The following is a 16,648-nucleotide window of genomic DNA, read 5'->3' on the forward strand; positions in this document are numbered from 1 at the left end:
TAAGGGGATTGGGGGATGGCAATGCTGGACAAGGGGCTCAAGCAGCGCATGGTCGGTGCTCTGGTGCTGGTGGCACTGGCGGTGATTTTCCTGCCGATGCTGCTGTCGCGCGAGGACGAGATGCGCCGCGTCGTGGTCGACGCTCCGGACATGCCGCAAGCGCCGGCGACTGCCGAGATCATCGTGCAGCCGGCCGAGGTGGTCGAGCCCGAGGTGTTGCCGCAGGAGCCCATCCCGGTCGAGGACGAGGCGCCGCAGGTGGTCGAGGTGCAGGAGCAGCCTAAGCCTGTCGTCGAGCCGAGCAAGCCGGAGCCGAGCAAACCCGCGCCAGTGGCGACCACGGCGCCGGCCAAGCCGGACGCTCGCCTGGATGCCAACAGCCTGCCGATCAGCTGGTCGGTGCAACTGGCCAGTCTCTCCAGCCGCAGCGGTGCGGAAACCTTGCAGAAGACCCTGCGCAGCCAGGGCTACAATGCGTACATCCGCACCTTCGAGGGGATGAATCGGGTCTTCGTCGGTCCGCTGATCGAGCGTGCCGAGGCCGAGCGCCTGCGTGACCAGCTCAATCGCCAGCACAAGCTCAGCGGTTTCGTCGTGCGTTTTCAGCCAGAGGCCGGTTGAAGCCGACTGTGTGAAAACTCCTGCGCTCGGCCATGCTGCGTCAAGGGACGCCTCGCAATGCGCGTTTGCAGCCCGTGAAGCCGAACGCGACGTCGTTTTTGCCTTGCCTGACCTTCGTTCGCGACGTTTTTACATGGCCTGGAAGGCGGGACTTTTCATCGCCCGGTTACCCGATGCGCCGGGCTCTGGTAAAATGTTCCGCCTTTTCCGCTGGTAGGCCGCACCGTGGTATTCACCTGGGTCGATTGGGCGATCATCGCCGTCATCGCCATATCGAGTTTGATCAGCCTGAAGCGCGGCTTCGTCAAGGAAGCCCTGTCGCTGCTGACCTGGATCATCGCGGGCATCGTCGCCTGGATGTTCGGCGGCGCGCTGGCCCAGCATCTCGTCGAATTTATCGATACGCCTTCTGCACGGGTGATAGCGGCCTGTGCCATTCTCTTCATCGCCACCTTGCTGGTCGGCGCTCTGGTCAACTTTCTCATCGGTGAGCTGATTCGCGTGACTGGCCTGTCCGGTACCGACCGTTTTCTCGGCATGGTATTCGGCGCCGCACGGGGTGGCCTGCTGGTGGTGCTGCTGGTGGGGCTGGTCAGCCTGGCGCCGGTGGAGCAGGACGAATGGTGGCAGCAGTCACAACTGGTGCCGCATTTTCTGATGGTCGCCGACTGGTCGAAGAACCTCATTCTGGGGTGGTCCGGTCAGTGGTTTTCCGGTGGAGCGGCTCACCCAGCCGATCTGCTTTAAAAGAGTGGCCAGTGCGGAGCAACCGCTGCGCTGGTCGCTGAATTAGCCTGAACTATCTAGCAGGGGTCGTGGCACATGTGTGGCATCGTCGGTATCGTCGGCAAGTCGAACGTCAATCAGGCGCTGTATGACGCGCTTACCGTCCTTCAGCATCGCGGCCAGGACGCTGCCGGCATCGTGACGAGCCATGATGGTCGCCTGTTCCTGCGCAAGGACAACGGCCTGGTGCGTGATGTGTTCCAGCAGCGCCACATGCAGCGCCTGGTGGGCGACATGGGCATCGGTCACGTGCGCTACCCGACCGCTGGCAGCTCCAGCTCGGCCGAGGCGCAGCCGTTCTACGTCAACTCGCCGTACGGCATCACCCTGGCGCACAACGGCAACCTGACCAACGTCGAGCAGCTGGCCAAGGAAATCTACGAGTCCGACCTGCGTCACGTGAACACCAACTCCGATTCGGAGGTGCTGCTCAACGTCTTCGCTCATGAGCTGGCGCAGCGCGGCAAGCTGCAGCCGACCGAGGAAGACGTGTTCGCCGCGGTCACCCACGTGCACGAGCGTTGCGTCGGCGGTTACGCGGTGGTGGCGATGATCACCGGCTACGGCATCGTCGGCTTCCGCGACCCCAATGGCATTCGTCCGATCGTCTTCGGTCAGCGTCACACCGACGAAGGCGTCGAGTACATGATCGCCTCGGAAAGCGTCGCGCTGGACGTGCTCGGTTTCACCCTGATCCGTGATCTTGCTCCGGGCGAGGCGGTCTACATCACCGAAGATGGCCGTCTGTTTACCCGCCAGTGCGCGAAGAACCCGAGCTATGCGCCGTGCATCTTCGAGCACGTCTACCTGGCGCGTCCGGATTCGATCATGGACGGCATCTCGGTGTACAAGGCGCGTCTGCGCATGGGCGAGAAGCTGGCCGAGAAGATCCTGCGCGAGCGTCCGCAGCACGACATCGACGTGGTCATCCCGATCCCGGACACCAGCCGTACTGCCGCGGTGGAGCTGGCCAACCACCTGGGCGTCAAGTTCCGCGAGGGCTTCGTCAAGAACCGCTACATCGGCCGTACCTTCATCATGCCCGGCCAGGCGGCGCGCAAGAAATCCGTACGGCAGAAGCTCAATGCCATCGAGCTGGAGTTTCGTGGCAAGAACGTGATGCTGGTGGACGACTCCATCGTGCGTGGCACCACCTGCAAGCAGATCATCCAGATGGCACGCGAAGCCGGGGCGAAGAACGTCTACTTCTGCTCCGCCGCACCGGCCGTGCGTTATCCGAACGTCTACGGTATCGACATGCCCAGCGCCCATGAGCTGATCGCCCATGGCCGCACCACCGAGCAGGTGGGCGAGCTGATCGGCGCCGACTGGCTGGTCTACCAGGACCTGCAGGACCTGATAGAGGCGGTCAGCGGCAGCAAGAAGATCAAGATCGACAACTTCGACTGCGCGGTATTCGATGGCAAGTACGTGACCGGCGATGTCGACGAGGCCTACCTGAATCGCATCGAGCAGGCGCGCAACGATGCCAGCAAGGCCAAGTCGCAGGCTGTCAGTGCGATCATCGATCTGCACAACAACTGAAGCACGGGGCAGGGGATGCCTGCCCTCGGTCGTAGCCCGGATGCAATCCGGGGGAATGTCACACTGAAGTTCCCGGATTGCATCCGGGCTACTTATTCGTGAGGTAGAAAGATGACACTGGAATGGGATGCTGGGCGACTCGATAGCGATCTCGACGACGCAGGCTTCGACACCCTGGCGGTGCGTGCCGGTCAGCGCCGCTCGCCAGAGGGCGAGCATGGCGAGGCGCTGTTCCTCACCTCCAGTTACGTGTTCCGCACGGCCGCCGATGCGGCTGCGCGTTTCGCCGGCGAAGTGCCGGGCAACGTGTACTCGCGCTACACCAACCCCACCGTGCGCACCTTCGAGGAGCGCATTGCCGCGCTGGAGGGCGCCGAGCAGGCGGTCGCGACGGCGTCGGGCATGTCGGCGATCCTCGCTATCGTCATGAGCCTGTGCAGCGGCGGTGACCATGTGCTGGTATCGCGCAGCGTGTTCGGCTCCACCATCAGCCTGTTCGAGAAGTACCTCAAGCGTTTCGGTGTCGAGGTGGACTACGTGCCGCTGGCCGACCTGGATGCCTGGCAGGCGGCGTTCAGGCCCACCACCAAGCTGCTGTTCGTCGAATCGCCGTCCAACCCGCTGGCCGAGCTGGTGGATATCGCGGCGCTGGCCGAAATCGCTCATGCGCACGGTGCCCTGCTGGCGGTGGACAACTGCTTCTGTACGCCGGCCCTGCAGCAGCCGCTGAAGCTGGGCGCCGATATCGTCATGCACTCGGCGACCAAGTACATCGACGGCCAGGGCCGCGGCATGGGTGGCGTGGTGGCCGGGCGCAGCGAGCAGATGAAGGAAGTGGTGGGTTTCCTGCGCACCGCCGGCCCGACCCTGAGCCCGTTCAATGCCTGGCTGTTCATCAAGGGCCTGGAAACCCTGCGCATCCGCATGCGCGCGCAGAGCGAGAGCGCCCTGCAGCTGGCGCTGTGGCTGGAGCAGCAGCCGCAGGTCGAGCGCGTCTACTACGCCGGCCTGCCCAGCCATCCGCAGCATGAACTGGCGAAGCGGCAGCAGAGCGCCTTCGGTGCGGTGGTCAGCTTCGAGGTCAAGGGCGGTCGCGACGCGGCCTGGAAGGTGATCGACGCCACGCGGGTGGTGTCCATCACCACCAACCTGGGCGACACCAAGACCACCATCGCTCACCCGGCGACCACGTCCCATGGGCGCCTGACGCCGCAGGAGCGCGCCAATGCCGGTATCCGCGACAGCCTGATCCGCCTTGCCGTGGGCCTGGAAGAGCTGCAGGACCTGAAAGCTGATCTTGCACGCGGCCTGGCTGCACTCTGAGCATGCTGGAGTGGGGTAACGACGATACGCCCAACAACGGGCGTGTCGCGCTGGTCACTGGTGCTGCGCGTGGCATTGGCCTGGGTATCAGCGCCTGGCTGATCACCGAGGGCTGGCAGGTGGTGCTCGCCGATATCGATCGGGAGCGGGGTTCCAGGGTCGCGCGTGCGCTGGGTGACAACGCCTGGTTCGTGGCCATGGACGTGGCCAAGGAAGATCAGGTGAGCCTCGGTGTTGCCGAGGTGCTGGGGCAGTTCGGTCGCCTCGATGCCCTGGTGTGCAGTGCCGCTATCGCCGAGCCGCACACGCCGGCGCTGGAGTCGCTCGATCTGAAGCGCTGGAATCGCATGCTGGCGGTGAACCTGACCGGGCCGATGCTGCTGGCCAAGCATTGCGCGCCTTATCTGCGCGGGCATCGCGGTGCCATCGTCAACATCGCCTCGACCCGGGCCAGCCAGTCCGAAGCCGATTGCGAGGCCTATGCGGCGAGCAAGGGTGGTCTGCTGGCGCTGACTCATGCGCTGGCCATCAGCCTCGGCCCGGACGTCCGGGTCAATTGCGTCAGCCCTGGCTGGATCGATGCGCGTGATCCGTCACAGCAGCGCCTGGAACCGTTGTCGGTGTTCGATCATGCCCAGCATCCGGTCGGGCGGGTCGGGACGGTCGAGGATGTCGCAGCGCAGGTCGCCTGGCTGCTCTCGGATGCGGCGGGCTTCATCACCGGCCAGGAGTTCGTCATCGATGGCGGCATGAGCCGCAAGATGATCTATCAGGACTGAGCGGGTCTGTGGCAGGCGCTTTGGCGGCGAGTTCGCAACGTCGCCTTCGCGGCTAAAGCCCCCTCCCGCGTCAGCATGGCGCAATGAAAAAGGCTCCCGAGGGAGCCTTTTTCATGCCGAGGCGAATTACATGTTGGGGTAATTCGGGCCGCCAGTGCCTTCCGGCGCCACCCAGGTGATGTTCTGGGCCGGGTCCTTGATGTCGCAGGTCTTGCAGTGCACGCAGTTCTGCGCGTTGATCTGGAACTTCTTCTCGCCGTCTTCCTGAGTCACCACCTCGTATACGCCAGCCGGGCAGTAACGCTGCGCCGGTTCGTCGTACAGCGGCAGGTTCTTCGCCAGCGGGATGCTCGCGTCGGCCAGCTTGAGGTGGCAGGGCTGTTCTTCTTCATGGTTGGTATTGGAGAGGAACACCGAGCTCAGCTTGTCGAAGCTCAGCTTGCCGTCCGGTTTCGGGTAGGCGATCTTCGCGCATTCGGCGGCCGGCTTCAGGCAGGCGTAGTCCGGCTTGTTGTCGTGCAGCGTGAAGGGCGCGTTGCCGCCGAAGATGTTCTGGTCCAGCCAGTTGATGCCGCCGCCGATGATGGCGCCGTACTTGTGGATGGCGGCGCCGAAGTTGCGGCTGCGGAACAGCTCGTCGTACAGCCAGCTGGCCTTGAAGCCATCGACATAGTTGTTCAGCTCGTCGCCACCCTCGCGGCCGGCGGCCAGTGCTTCGGCGATCGCGTCGGCGGCGAGCATGCCGGACTTCATCGCCGTGTGGCTGCCCTTGATCTTGGCGAAGTTCAGGGTGCCGAGGTCGCAGCCGATCAGCGCGCCGCCGGGGAAGACCATCTTCGGCAGCGAGTTGATGCCGCCCTTGCAGATGGCGCGGGCGCCGTAGGCGACGCGCTTGCCGCCTTCCAGGTACTTGGCGATCACCGGATGGTGCTTGTAGCGCTGGAATTCGTCGAACGGGGACAGGTGCGGGTTGGCGTAGGACAGGTCGATGATCAGGCCGACCACCACCTGGTTGTTTTCCAGGTGATAGAGGAAGGAGCCACCGGTGTTTTCGGTGCCCATGATGTCCATCGGCCAGCCTGCGGTATGAACCACCAGGCCTTGCTCGTGCTTGGCCGGATCGATGTCCCAGATTTCCTTGATGCCAATGCCGTAGTGCTGGGCGTCGGCTTCGCTGTCCAGGTTGTACTTCTTGATCAGCTGCTTGCCGATGTGGCCACGGCAGCCTTCGGCGAACAGGGTGTACTTGGCGCGCAGCTCCATGCCGGGGGTGTAGTAGCCTTCCTTGGGATTGCCTTCGCGGTCCACACCCAGGTCGCCGGTGACGATGCCGCGTACCACGCCGTTCTCGTCGATCAGCGCTTCCTGGGCGGCGAAGCCGGGATAGATCTCGACGCCGAGGTTCTCGGCCTGTTGCGCCAGCCAGCGGCACAGGTTGCCCAGGGAAATGATGTAGTTGCCTTCGTTGTGCATGGTTTTTGGCACAAAGAAGTCAGGAATTCGGGTAGCCTTGTCGGCATCGCGCAGCAGATAGATGTCATCGCGCTTGACCGGGGTGTTCAGCGGGGCGCCCAGCTCTTTCCAGTCAGGGAACAGCTCGTTCAGGGCGCGTGGCTCGAATACGGCACCGGAGAGGATGTGCGCACCGACTTCGGAGCCTTTCTCGACCACGCAGACGCTGATCTCCTGGCCCGCTTCAGCGGCTTTCTGCTTCAGTCGGCAGGCGGCTGACAGGCCGGACGGGCCGGCGCCGACGATGACGACGTCGAATTCCATAAATTCGCGTTCCACAGGCTATCTCCTACTCAAGGCTCTTCGATGTTTTATGTTGGAGGGCGCAGCTCGATCCCTGAGTGCGGCGCGGCCATTATATCTACACCCTTCCAGCGGGCCAATACAAACGTTTGTTTGAATTTTCTGTAGGCCTGTTAGAATCCTACTACATCGCGGATGACCGGCCGGTTCGCTGTATTGACCGAGCCAGGCCGCGGGGTCAAGATACGGGCGGTTTTGCGCTCGCCGTCTGGGCTAAAAGGTTGGCTCCTGCCAATTTGTATCGCTGACCAGGCTCGCCTTGGCGAGATTCTTATTCACCGGAGAGTAACGAGGAATCCATGAAGGTTCTTGTAGCTGTCAAACGAGTGGTTGACTACAACGTCAAGGTTCGCGTCAAGGCGGACAACAGCGGCGTCGACCTCGCCAACGTCAAGATGTCCATGAACCCCTTCTGCGAGATCGCCGTGGAAGAAGCCGTCCGCCTGAAGGAGAAGGGCGTGGCGAGCGAAATCGTCGTCGTCACCATCGGCCCGGCCACTGCCCAGGAGCAACTGCGTACCGCGCTGGCTCTCGGCGCCGACCGTGCCGTCCTGGTCGAGTCCAATGACGAGCTGAACTCCCTGGCCGTGGCCAAGCTGCTCAAGGCTGTGGTCGACAAGGAGCAGCCGCAGCTGGTGATCATGGGCAAGCAGGCCATCGACAGCGACAACAACCAGACCGGCCAGATGCTCGGTGCGCTGACTGGCTTCGGCCAGGGCACCTTCGCCTCCAAGGTCGAAGTGGCTGGCGACAAGGTCAACGTGACCCGTGAGATCGATGGCGGTCTGCAGACCGTTGCGCTGAACCTGCCGGCGATCGTCACCACCGACCTGCGTCTGAACGAGCCGCGTTATGCGTCGCTGCCGAACATCATGAAGGCCAAGAAGAAGCCGCTGGAGACCCTGACTCCGGACGCGCTGGGCGTTTCCACTGCCTCCACCGTCAAGACCCTGAAAGTCGAAGCACCGGCCGCTCGCAGCGCCGGCATCAAGGTCAAGTCCGTGGCTGAACTGGTCGAGAAACTGAAGAACGAGGCGAAGGTAATCTAAATGACTATCCTGGTTATCGCTGAACACACCAATGCCGCCCTGGCTGCCGCTACCCTGAACACCGTCGCTGCTGCGCAGAAGATCGGTGGCGACATTCACGTGCTGGTAGCCGGTGCCAATGCTGGCGCTGCTGCCGAAGCCGCTGCCAAAGTCGCTGGCGTGTCCAAGGTTCTGCTGGCCGACAACGCCGCCTATGCCAACCAGCTGCCGGAAAACGTCGCGCCGCTGGTTGCCGAACTGGGCAAGGGCTACAGCCACATCCTGGCTGCCGCCACCAGCAACGGCAAGAACATCCTGCCGCGCGTCGCCGCTGCGCTGGATGTCGACCAGATCTCCGAGATCATCGCGGTCGAGAGCGCCGACACCTTCAAGCGTCCGATCTACGCCGGTAACGCCATCGCTACCGTGCAGTCCTCGGCTGCCATCAAGGTGATCACCGTGCGTTCCACCGGTTTCGACGCCGCTGCCGCCGAAGGTGGTTCCGCCGCCGTTGAAGCGGTATCCGGCCCGGCCGATGCCGGCAAGTCCGCCTTCGTCGGCGAAGAGCTGGCCAAGTCCGACCGTCCGGAACTGACCGCTGCCAAGATCGTCGTATCCGGCGGCCGCGGCATGGGCAATGGCGACAACTTCAAGCACCTGTACGCCCTGGCCGACAAGCTGGGCGCTGCCGTCGGTGCTTCGCGCGCCGCTGTCGACGCCGGCTTCGTGCCGAACGACATGCAGGTCGGTCAGACCGGCAAGATCGTCGCGCCGCAGCTGTACATCGCCGTCGGTATCTCCGGCGCGATCCAGCACCTGGCCGGCATGAAGGACTCCAAGGTGATCGTGGCGATCAACAAGGACGAAGAAGCGCCGATCTTCCAGGTGGCTGACTACGGCCTGGTCGCTGACCTGTTCGAAGCCGTACCGGAGCTGGAAAAGCTGGTCTGACCTGCTTTCCCGCTACGAAAAACCCGCTCTGATGAGCGGGTTTTTTATTGCCTGGATTCAAGGCTGTTTCAGGCTGTCGAGGAAGTGGCGGTAGAGCAGGGCGCTTTCCTCGGGGCGTTCGAGCATCGGGGCGTGGCCGACGTTGTCCATGATCGCCACGCTGGACCTGTGCAACAGGGGTTGCATGACGTCGATGCTCGACACGTCCAGCACGCGATCCTGCTTGCCCCAGAGCAGCAGGGTCGGGGCCTCGATCTTGGGCAGTTCCGGCTCGAGGGGAATGTAGCGTTCGACCAGTTGCTGGAACACCTGGTCGTAGTGGCCCGCGTTGGCCATGCTCTGTTCGGCCATGTACTGCTTGAGCGACTCCGGCAGGTACGGGGGCTCGACGAAGACGAATTGCAGCAGGCGCTGGAAGTCCTCCTGGCTGCGCACCACCAGCGGGTTGTCGGCGCCGCGCTCCAGCAGCTGGAACAGTTCGCTCTTGTGCGGCGCTTCGACCCCGGCGTTGTCGAACAGCGCCAGCGAGCTGACACGCTGTGGATAGCGTGCGGCGTAGAGGGCGGCAATATGTCCGCCCATGGAGTTGCCCAGGACATGGGCGCGCTCGATTCCCAGCGCGTCGAGAATGCCGGCCAGGCGCTCGGCCTGGGTGCCGACGTCATAGCTGCCGGCGGGATGATCGCTGTCGCCGAAGCCTGGCAGGTCCAGCGCGATCACCTGATAGTCGTGGGTCAGGTCGCGGGAGAAGCGCAGCCAGTTGTCCTTGTCCGCAGCGAAGCCATGGATCAATACCAGGGTTTCGGCCGTGTCCGGTCCTCCCCGGTAGTAATGGATGTTAAGATCGCCGACACGCAGTCGTTCATGGCTGAGCCCGGCGCGATACTGCTCGATCAGGCGCAACCCCGCCAGCTGGGTCGAGGGGAAGGCGTAGAGGATGGCAGCGCTGGCTGACAGCAGCACCAGTAGCAAGAGCAGCAGTTTTTTCATGGCGCGTCCTTATCGCGAATTATTATGGCGGCGCCATTAAGCTAGCATGAACACTGAAGGTTTCCGGGATGCTTCGTCATCCTGCCGATCAACGCATGAACCGAGAGTAGCCGATGCCTAAGCGTTATCCGTTTAAGTCGCTGTTGCTGTGGTGCGCCTTGGTCCTGATGCCGATTACCGGCCTGGCTGCGGGCAAGTGCGAGCGCCTGGTGGCGACCGGTAACCCGGAATACCCCCCTTACCTGTGGCGCGACCCGCAGAACCCGCAGCAGTTGATCGGGGCCAATGCCGACCTGCTCAAGCACCTGGCCAAGGAGCTGGGCGTGGTGGTCGACGTGATCTACACCGGCCCCTGGTCGCGGGCGCAGGACGAGGTGCGCACCGGGCGTGTCGACCTGCTCGCCGGCGCATTCATCACGCTGCCGCGTCTGGAGAACATGGATTACGTGCATCCGGCGTTCTTCTTCACGCCCAGCGTGGTCTGGGTGCGCAAGGACGAAGGGTTTGCCTATGGCAGCTGGATCGACCTGCAGGGGCATACCGGCGATACCCTGGTGGGCAACAGCTTCGGCCAGCAGTTCGATAGCTTCGCCAAGGAAAACCTGACTCTGGAAGGTGTTTCCAGCCTGACCCAGGCGTTTCAGAAGCTGCTGCTCGGGCGCACCGATTATGTGCTCTACGAGCGCTATCCCGGGCTGGCGCTGGCCGAGACCCTGGGCGTGGACGATGACCTCGAGGTGCTGGACCCACCGATCTCCAGTGAGGGCCTGTACCTCACCCTGTCGCACAACTCGGCCTGCAACGAGCCGTGGTTGCGCGGACAGCTGGCGCGGAAGATGACAGAATTGGTCGCCGCCGGGCTGCCCGAGCAGTTCCTGCAACACAACATGGAGTTGTGGAAGGCGCAGCAGATGCAGCCCGACCCGGTTGGCGACGTTACTCAGTAGGAAACTTGCGTGATCAAACGAACCTTTCCCTTGCTCATGGTGCTGGGCCTGACCGCCTGCGCCAGCGATCCTGCTCCCGTCGAGCAACTGCGCCTGACCGAACAGGCGCTGACCCAGGCCCGGACATTGGGCGTGGACGGTGAGCAATCGGCCTCCTTGCGCCTGGCCGAAGAAAAGTTCGCCCAGGCCCAGGCCGCGCTGCAGGACGGCGAGAACAAGGCCGCGCGTCTGCTGGCCGAGCAGGCCGAGCTGGATGCACGCCTGGCCGAAGCCGAACATATCAATGCCAAGGGGCATGAGCAGTTGCTGGAAATCAATCAGCGTATCAATCGACTGCGCCAGCAGCTGGGGGCCATGTGATGAGGGCTTTCGGCAATCTGGGTGGTCTGTTGCTGGGGGCTGCGCTGCTGAGTGGCTGTGCGTTGAACCAGGCGGCGAACGAAGAGACGCTGGAGCAGGCGCGCCTGAGCTTCCAGTCCGTCAAGGAAGACCCCGGTGTCCTGCGGGCAGCACCCAAGGACGTGATCCGCGCCGGTGAGTCGCTGGCACGTGCCGAGCGTCTGTCGAGTTACTGGGGCAGCGCGGCGGACGTGCGTCACTACGCCTACCTCAGCCAGCGCTATGCCGAGATCGCCCGGCAGCACAGCGACATCAACCTCAATCAGGAGCGCGCGGCCAAGCTCGAGCTGGAGCGTCAGCGCCTGCAGCTGACCCTGCGTGAAGCCAAGCTGCTGAGTGTGCAGCAGCACAATGGCTGGCTGGAGGAGCAGATGGTCAGCCTGGCCACCAGCGAGACCGAGCGTGGCCTGGTGATGACGCTCGGCGACATGCTGTTCGATGCCGGCCGTGCGGATCTGCAGCCTGCGGCCAACCGCACGGTGCTCAAGCTCGTGCAGTTCCTGCAGATCAACCCGCAGCGGCGTGTACGCATCGAAGGCTATACCGACAACACCGGCGATGCGGCGGAGAACCTGGCGCTGTCCCGCGCACGTGCGCAGGCGGTGGCCGATCTGCTCGTCGACCTCGGTATCGACGCCAAGCGCATCCAGGTCGCGGGCTATGGTGTCGACTTCCCCGTGGCCGAGAATGCCTCGGCGCGCGGGCGGGCGCAGAATCGCCGGGTGGAGATCGTCTTCTCCGACGAGCGCGGCAGGCTCGGCGCCGAGCGCTGACCCAGGCGTTACCCGGAACCCCGGCACTGGCCGGGGTTTTTTGTTGCCTGTCATCCGGGCCTCTGGTGCTGCTGGCGAGACACAGATACCCAGTGGGTGCTGTATGAAGGAAACTGTTCTAATCTGTGCCGGTACAATTGTGTAGCAATCGGTTACTGTTACGGTTCAGTGACCCGGAGGATGATCCATGACCAATCTGTTGCTCTATCAGCGCATCGCCCAGCAGTTGGCCGAGGACATCCGTCGTGGCGTCTATCAGCCGGGGGAGCGGGTGCCGTCCGTGCGCAAGATGAGCGCACAACTCAATGTCAGCCACGCCACTGTGCTGCAGGCCTATGCCAACCTCGAGGACCAGGGGTTGATCCGGGCGCGGCCCCAGTCAGGCTTCTACGTGCACCAGACGCCCGCGCTGACGGCGCCGACGCCGGATATCGCCAAGGTGGAGCGCCCTGGGCTGGTCACCCGTGCCAGCATCATCAACCAGGTGCTGACCGAGTCGCGGCGCGAGGGGGTGTTCCCGCTCGGCGCTGCGGTGCCGCACGTCGATTACCTGCCGGTTCGGGCGCTGCACCAGCAACTGGCCAAGGTCACCCGCTTTCACAGTCCACGCGCGTTCAGCTACATGTTCAGCCCCGGCTTCGAGCCGCTGCGCCGCCAGGTGGCGATCCGCATGCGCGATGCGGGTGTGGTGGTCGATCCGTCGGAGGTGGTGATCACCCATGGTTGCGTCGACGCCCTGCAGATGAGCCTGCGCGTGCTGACCAAGCCGGGCGACCTGATCGCCGTCGAGTCGCCGACCTACTATGGCTTGCTGCAGCTGGCCGACCTGCTCGGGCTCAAGGTCATCGAGATTCCCTGTGACCCGACTACCGGCATCAGTCTCGAGGCCTTGCAGCTGGCGGCCAACCAGTGGCCGATCAAGGCGCTGGTGCTGACCGCACGGCTGTCCAATCCGCTGGGTGGCACCATACCCGAGGAACGCCAGCGCCAGCTGTTGCGCCTGGCCGGGGACTACGATTTCCAGATCGTCGAGGACGACATCTACGGCGAGCTGATGTTCGAGCAGGGGCCGACCAAGGCGCTCAAGTCGCACGACCGCGAGAGCCGGGTGATCTACTGCTCGAGCTTCTCCAAGACGCTGTCGCCGGGGGTGCGCATCGGCTGGATTGTCGCCGGCAAGTATCAGGACGAGATTCAGCGCCTGCAGACCTTTACCACGCACTCGGCCTGCAGCGTCACGCAGATGGCGGTGGCGGCTTACCTGGAGAACGGCGGATATGACCGCCACCTGCGGCATATCCGCCAGGAGTATCGCAAGAACCTCAGCGCCTTCCAGCTGGCGGTGCAGCAGTATTTCCCCGCAGGGACGCAGATGACCCGGCCCAAGGGCGGTTTCATTCTCTGGGTCAGCCTGCCGGCGCGGGTCAACACCAAGGACCTGCATGTGCGGGCGCTGCAGCAGGGCATCTCGATTGCGCCGGGGCTGATCTTCAGCAACACCGAGCAGTTCAACCATTGCGTGCGCCTCAACTGCGGCATCCCGTGGAATCGCGAGGCGGAGCGGGCGTTGATGACGCTGGGCATGCTGGCCACGCAGTTGTGCCAGGAAGCCGGCGGCGTCTGGGAATCGTGAAAATATCGGCGGGCGTTAACCCGTCCGGGGAGGGGGCTGCGTCTACCTGAGCGAAGGTCTCGTGCCATTGCCCAGGAGGTGCCACATGTCCCCCCATCGTTCGTCGTTCGTTCGCCCGCTTGCCGTCGGGTTCTCGGCTGGTGCCTTGCTGGCATTGGCAGCGTGCAGTGCTTCCGGGCCGGAGCCCGAGGCGCAGGCCAGCAAAGCCGAAGCCGCACCGGTCCTGCGTGAGCGCGCGGCCAAGCCGGCAGCCGCGCTGGAGATGCTCGCCGAGCCGAGCCAGAAGCGCATGGCGCAGCTCGCCCATGCGCCTGCACCTCTCGCCGATGTCCTGCCGCCAGGCTATCGCGACGAGTCGCGCGAGCAGTACCAGGCCTACGCCGACAACCCGGTCTTCGCCGTCAGCGAGACGCCGGTGTCCACCTTCAGCATCGATGTCGACACCGGCAGCTACGCCAACGTGCGACGCTTCCTCAACGGCGGGCAGTTGCCGCCGCAGGATGCGGTGCGCCTGGAGGAGCTGGTCAACTATTTCCCCTATGCCTACCCGTTGCCCCAGGGCGATGCGCCGTTCGGCGTCAGCACCGAACTGGCGGTGACACCCTGGAACCCGCAGACCCGCCTGCTGCGTATTGCCATCAAGGCGTCTGATCGCCGCGTCGAGGAGATGCCGCCGGCCAACCTGGTGTTCCTCGTCGATGTCTCCGGCTCGATGCACCGCCGGGAGGGCCTGCCGATGGTGCAGGGCACCCTGAAGTTGCTGGTCGACCAGCTGCGCCCGCAAGACCGTGTGTCGCTGGTGACCTATGCCGGTGCCAGCCAGGTGGTGCTGGACTCCACGCCGGGCAGCGACAAGGCGGCCATTCGTGGCGCCATCGAGCAGCTGACGGCCGGCGGCTCGACGGCGGGGGAGTCGGGTATTCAACTGGCCTACCAGCAGGCGCAGAAACACCTGATGAAGGACGGCATCAACCGCATCCTGCTGGCCACCGATGGTGACTTCAACGTCGGCATCAGTGACTTCGACAGCCTCAAGCAACTGGCTGCGGACAAGCGCAAGACCGGGGTATCCCTGACGACCCTGGGCTTTGGCGTGGACAACTACAACGAACGCCTGATGGAGCAGCTGGCGGATGCCGGCAACGGCAACTACGCCTATATCGACAACCTGCGTGAAGCACGCAAGGTGCTGGTCGACCAGCTCGGTTCCACGCTGGTGACGGTAGCTGGCGACGTGAAGCTGCAGCTGGAGTTCAACCCGGCGCAGGTCAGCGAGTATCGCCTGCTGGGTTACGAGAACCGTGCGCTCAAGCGCGAGGACTTCAGCAACGACAAGGTCGACGCGGGCGAGATCGGCGCCGGGCACAGCGTCACCGCGCTGTACGAGATCGTCCCGGCCGGCGCCAAGGGCTGGTTGGAGCCGTTGCGCTACCAGCCGCGCACGCAGCCGGAGAGCGGCGCGGGTGAACTGGCCTGGTTGCGCATTCGCTACAAGGCTCCTGGCACGTCGACGAGCCGTCTGCTGGAGCGTCCCATCCTGCGCGCGCAGGCGCAGCCGATCGCCACTGCCAGCGAAGACCTGCGCTTTGCTGCGGCGGTAGCGGCGTTCGCCCAGCAGCTCAAGGGTGGTCGCTACACCGGGGACTTCGACCTGGCGCGCAGTATCGAACTGGCGCGCTCGGCCAAGGGCGAGGATCGCTTTGGCCTGCGTGGCGAGTTCATTCAGCTGGCCGAAATCGCCCAGAGCCTGCAAACTTCCGGCTCGACCCAGACACGAGCCCTGCAGTGAACGCACGTCTCACGGATGACGACGCCGCCTTGTTGCGGCGTTACCGCCGCGGCGATGCCGCGGCCTTCAACGCGTTGTACCAGCGCCATCGGCTAGGCCTGTTTCGCTTCCTGCTCGGATTGTGCGGCGAGCATGCCCTGGCCGAGGAAGTGTTCCAGGAAACCTGGATGAGCCTGGTGCGCAGCCAGAGCGAGCAGCGCGAGGCCGTGCTGTTCAAGACCTGGCTGTATCAGATCGCGCGTAATCGCCTGATCGACCACTGGCGCAAGAGCGGCCGGCAGCAGACCGGACACGAGCCCTACGATGAGGGCCAGCATGCCCAGGTCGACCCGCAGCCGGGGCCAGAGCAGCACTGGGGGCTGACGCGTGACAGTGAGCGGCTGCAGGCGGCGCTGGCCGACTTGCCGGAGGAGCAGCGCGAAGTGTTCCTGCTGCGCGCCCATGGCGACCTGGAACTGAACGAGATTGCCGAGTTGACCCGCACGCCGGCCGAGACGGTCAAGAGCCGTCTGCGCTACGCCCTGCAGAAGTTGCGCCGGCTGCTGGCCACCGAGGAGTTGTCCGCATGACAGATGAACGAGAACCTCTGGAGCACGAACAGGCGCTGCTGGCGCACTTCCGTGCCCACGGCAGTGGCGAGCCCTCGGCCGAGCTGGATGCACGCATCCTGATGGCGGCCAGCGCGGCCGCGCGCGATGCCAAGGGCGCGGCTGCGGCCGAGGCCGGATGGGGGCAGCGCCTGCACCAGTGGCTGTTCGGCAGCGGTCGGCAGCGTTGGTCGGTGGCACTGGCTGGTGTGGCCTGCCTGGGTATCGGCGTCAGCCTGACCTGGCGCACGCTGGAGCAGACGCCGGAGGCCTTCGACAGCGTGCCGCCGAGCGTGCTGATGAGCCCGGCGCCACCGGCGCAGATGGCCGCCAAGCGCGCGCTGGAGAACGAGTCGGTGGCGCGTATGGCCGAGCCGCGAGAGCGCATGAAGAGCGAGGCCATGGCACGCCAGGCCGCCCCGGTCGCCCCGGCGGCGTTGGCCGATGCCCCCATGGCCAGCACCGCTGCAAGCGAACCGCTGGCCGAGCTGGTCGTTCAGAGCGAGCCGCGCGAGGCCTTGCTGCGCCTGCTCGAGCTGCGTCGAGCGGGGGAGAAGGACAAGGCCCAGCAGCTGTACGAAAAGTTGCAGGCCGACTACCCGCAGCTGGATATCGAGGCCGAACTGACGCATCTGGCCACGCAACCGCCGCAAGACTGATGTCAGGTAAAGGTCATGTAAGT

General features: G+C 64.5%; 16 protein-coding genes. 14 read left to right on the top strand and 2 right to left on the bottom strand.

The window, feature by feature from the left end; genetic code table 11:
- Positions 1 to 15 precede the first annotated feature (15 nt).
- The 5 genes from EPK82_RS20175 to EPK82_RS20195 all read left to right on the top strand — a co-directional run bounded on the left by EPK82_RS20175 (position 16) and on the right by EPK82_RS20195 (position 5,054).
- On the top strand, positions 16 to 621 hold the full coding sequence (locus EPK82_RS20175; RefSeq protein WP_134677815.1) for an SPOR domain-containing protein: 606 nt from the start codon (positions 16 to 18) through the stop codon (positions 619 to 621).
- A 225-nt stretch (positions 622 to 846) separates the two neighbouring features.
- Positions 847 to 1,368 carry a CvpA family protein gene (locus tag EPK82_RS20180; RefSeq protein ID WP_037054393.1) on the top strand — a complete coding sequence of 174 codons (522 nt, stop codon included), beginning with the start codon at positions 847 to 849 and terminating at the stop codon, positions 1,366 to 1,368.
- A gap of 75 nt (positions 1,369 to 1,443) precedes the next feature.
- A complete protein-coding gene (gene purF, locus EPK82_RS20185; protein ID WP_037054392.1) occupies positions 1,444 to 2,952 on the top strand; it encodes an amidophosphoribosyltransferase in 1,509 nt (502 codons plus the stop codon).
- A 111-nt stretch (positions 2,953 to 3,063) separates the two neighbouring features.
- Positions 3,064 to 4,275, top strand: a complete 1,212-nt coding sequence (locus EPK82_RS20190) for an O-succinylhomoserine sulfhydrylase (protein ID WP_134677816.1) — start codon at positions 3,064 to 3,066, stop codon at positions 4,273 to 4,275.
- 2 nt (positions 4,276 to 4,277) lie between these two features.
- Complete coding sequence (locus tag EPK82_RS20195) at positions 4,278 to 5,054, top strand: SDR family oxidoreductase (RefSeq protein ID WP_037054389.1); 777 nt, start codon at positions 4,278 to 4,280, stop codon at positions 5,052 to 5,054.
- Between the two features lie 126 nt (positions 5,055 to 5,180).
- Here the strand turns inward: EPK82_RS20195 and EPK82_RS20200 are convergent, their stop codons facing one another.
- Complete coding sequence (locus EPK82_RS20200; RefSeq protein WP_037054387.1) at positions 5,181 to 6,845, bottom strand: electron transfer flavoprotein-ubiquinone oxidoreductase; 1,665 nt, start codon at positions 6,843 to 6,845, stop codon at positions 5,181 to 5,183.
- Between the two features lie 323 nt (positions 6,846 to 7,168).
- Here EPK82_RS20200 and EPK82_RS20205 point away from each other — a divergent pair, with 323 nt between their 5' ends.
- Together EPK82_RS20205 and EPK82_RS20210 are read left to right on the top strand one after the other, a co-directional pair.
- Positions 7,169 to 7,918, top strand: a complete 750-nt coding sequence (locus tag EPK82_RS20205; RefSeq protein ID WP_037054384.1) for an electron transfer flavoprotein subunit beta/FixA family protein — start codon at positions 7,169 to 7,171, stop codon at positions 7,916 to 7,918.
- Positions 7,919 to 8,848 (top strand): electron transfer flavoprotein subunit alpha/FixB family protein, encoded by a 930-nt coding sequence (locus tag EPK82_RS20210; protein WP_037054381.1) that lies wholly within the window; start codon positions 7,919 to 7,921, stop codon positions 8,846 to 8,848.
- Between the two features lie 57 nt (positions 8,849 to 8,905).
- On the opposite strand, the gene EPK82_RS20215 is transcribed toward EPK82_RS20210, so the two are convergent.
- Positions 8,906 to 9,838: an alpha/beta fold hydrolase gene (locus tag EPK82_RS20215; protein WP_134677817.1), complete on the bottom strand. Its 933-nt coding sequence runs from the start codon at positions 9,836 to 9,838 to the stop codon at positions 8,906 to 8,908.
- Between the two features lie 113 nt (positions 9,839 to 9,951).
- Between EPK82_RS20215 and EPK82_RS20220 the strand changes: the two genes are divergently transcribed.
- The 7 genes from EPK82_RS20220 (at position 9,952) to EPK82_RS20250 (ending at position 16,625) form a co-directional block, all read left to right on the top strand.
- Positions 9,952 to 10,785 carry a substrate-binding periplasmic protein gene (locus EPK82_RS20220; RefSeq protein WP_134677818.1) on the top strand — a complete coding sequence of 278 codons (834 nt, stop codon included), beginning with the start codon at positions 9,952 to 9,954 and terminating at the stop codon, positions 10,783 to 10,785.
- A 9-nt stretch (positions 10,786 to 10,794) separates the two neighbouring features.
- Positions 10,795 to 11,145: a DUF4398 domain-containing protein gene (locus tag EPK82_RS20225; RefSeq protein WP_080757022.1), complete on the top strand. Its 351-nt coding sequence runs from the start codon at positions 10,795 to 10,797 to the stop codon at positions 11,143 to 11,145.
- Complete coding sequence (locus EPK82_RS20230) at positions 11,145 to 11,957, top strand: OmpA family protein (RefSeq protein WP_037054375.1); 813 nt, start codon at positions 11,145 to 11,147, stop codon at positions 11,955 to 11,957. The genes EPK82_RS20225 and EPK82_RS20230 overlap by 1 nt, the downstream gene beginning before the upstream one ends.
- A 187-nt stretch (positions 11,958 to 12,144) precedes the next feature.
- On the top strand, positions 12,145 to 13,590 hold the full coding sequence (locus EPK82_RS20235; protein ID WP_037054373.1) for an aminotransferase-like domain-containing protein: 1,446 nt from the start codon (positions 12,145 to 12,147) through the stop codon (positions 13,588 to 13,590).
- 85 nt (positions 13,591 to 13,675) lie between these two features.
- Entirely contained in the window at positions 13,676 to 15,379 is a 1,704-nt protein-coding gene (locus EPK82_RS20240; RefSeq protein ID WP_134677819.1) for a vWA domain-containing protein, read from the top strand.
- A complete protein-coding gene (locus EPK82_RS20245) occupies positions 15,376 to 15,948 on the top strand; it encodes an RNA polymerase sigma factor (protein WP_134677820.1) in 573 nt (190 codons plus the stop codon). The genes EPK82_RS20240 and EPK82_RS20245 overlap by 4 nt, the downstream gene beginning before the upstream one ends.
- Complete coding sequence (locus EPK82_RS20250) at positions 15,945 to 16,625, top strand: hypothetical protein (protein ID WP_134677821.1); 681 nt, start codon at positions 15,945 to 15,947, stop codon at positions 16,623 to 16,625. The genes EPK82_RS20245 and EPK82_RS20250 overlap by 4 nt, the downstream gene beginning before the upstream one ends.
- Positions 16,626 to 16,648 lie beyond the last annotated feature (23 nt).

This window comes from Ectopseudomonas khazarica, assembly GCF_004521985.1.
Taxonomy (GTDB): Bacteria; Pseudomonadota; Gammaproteobacteria; order Pseudomonadales; family Pseudomonadaceae; genus Aquipseudomonas; species Aquipseudomonas khazarica.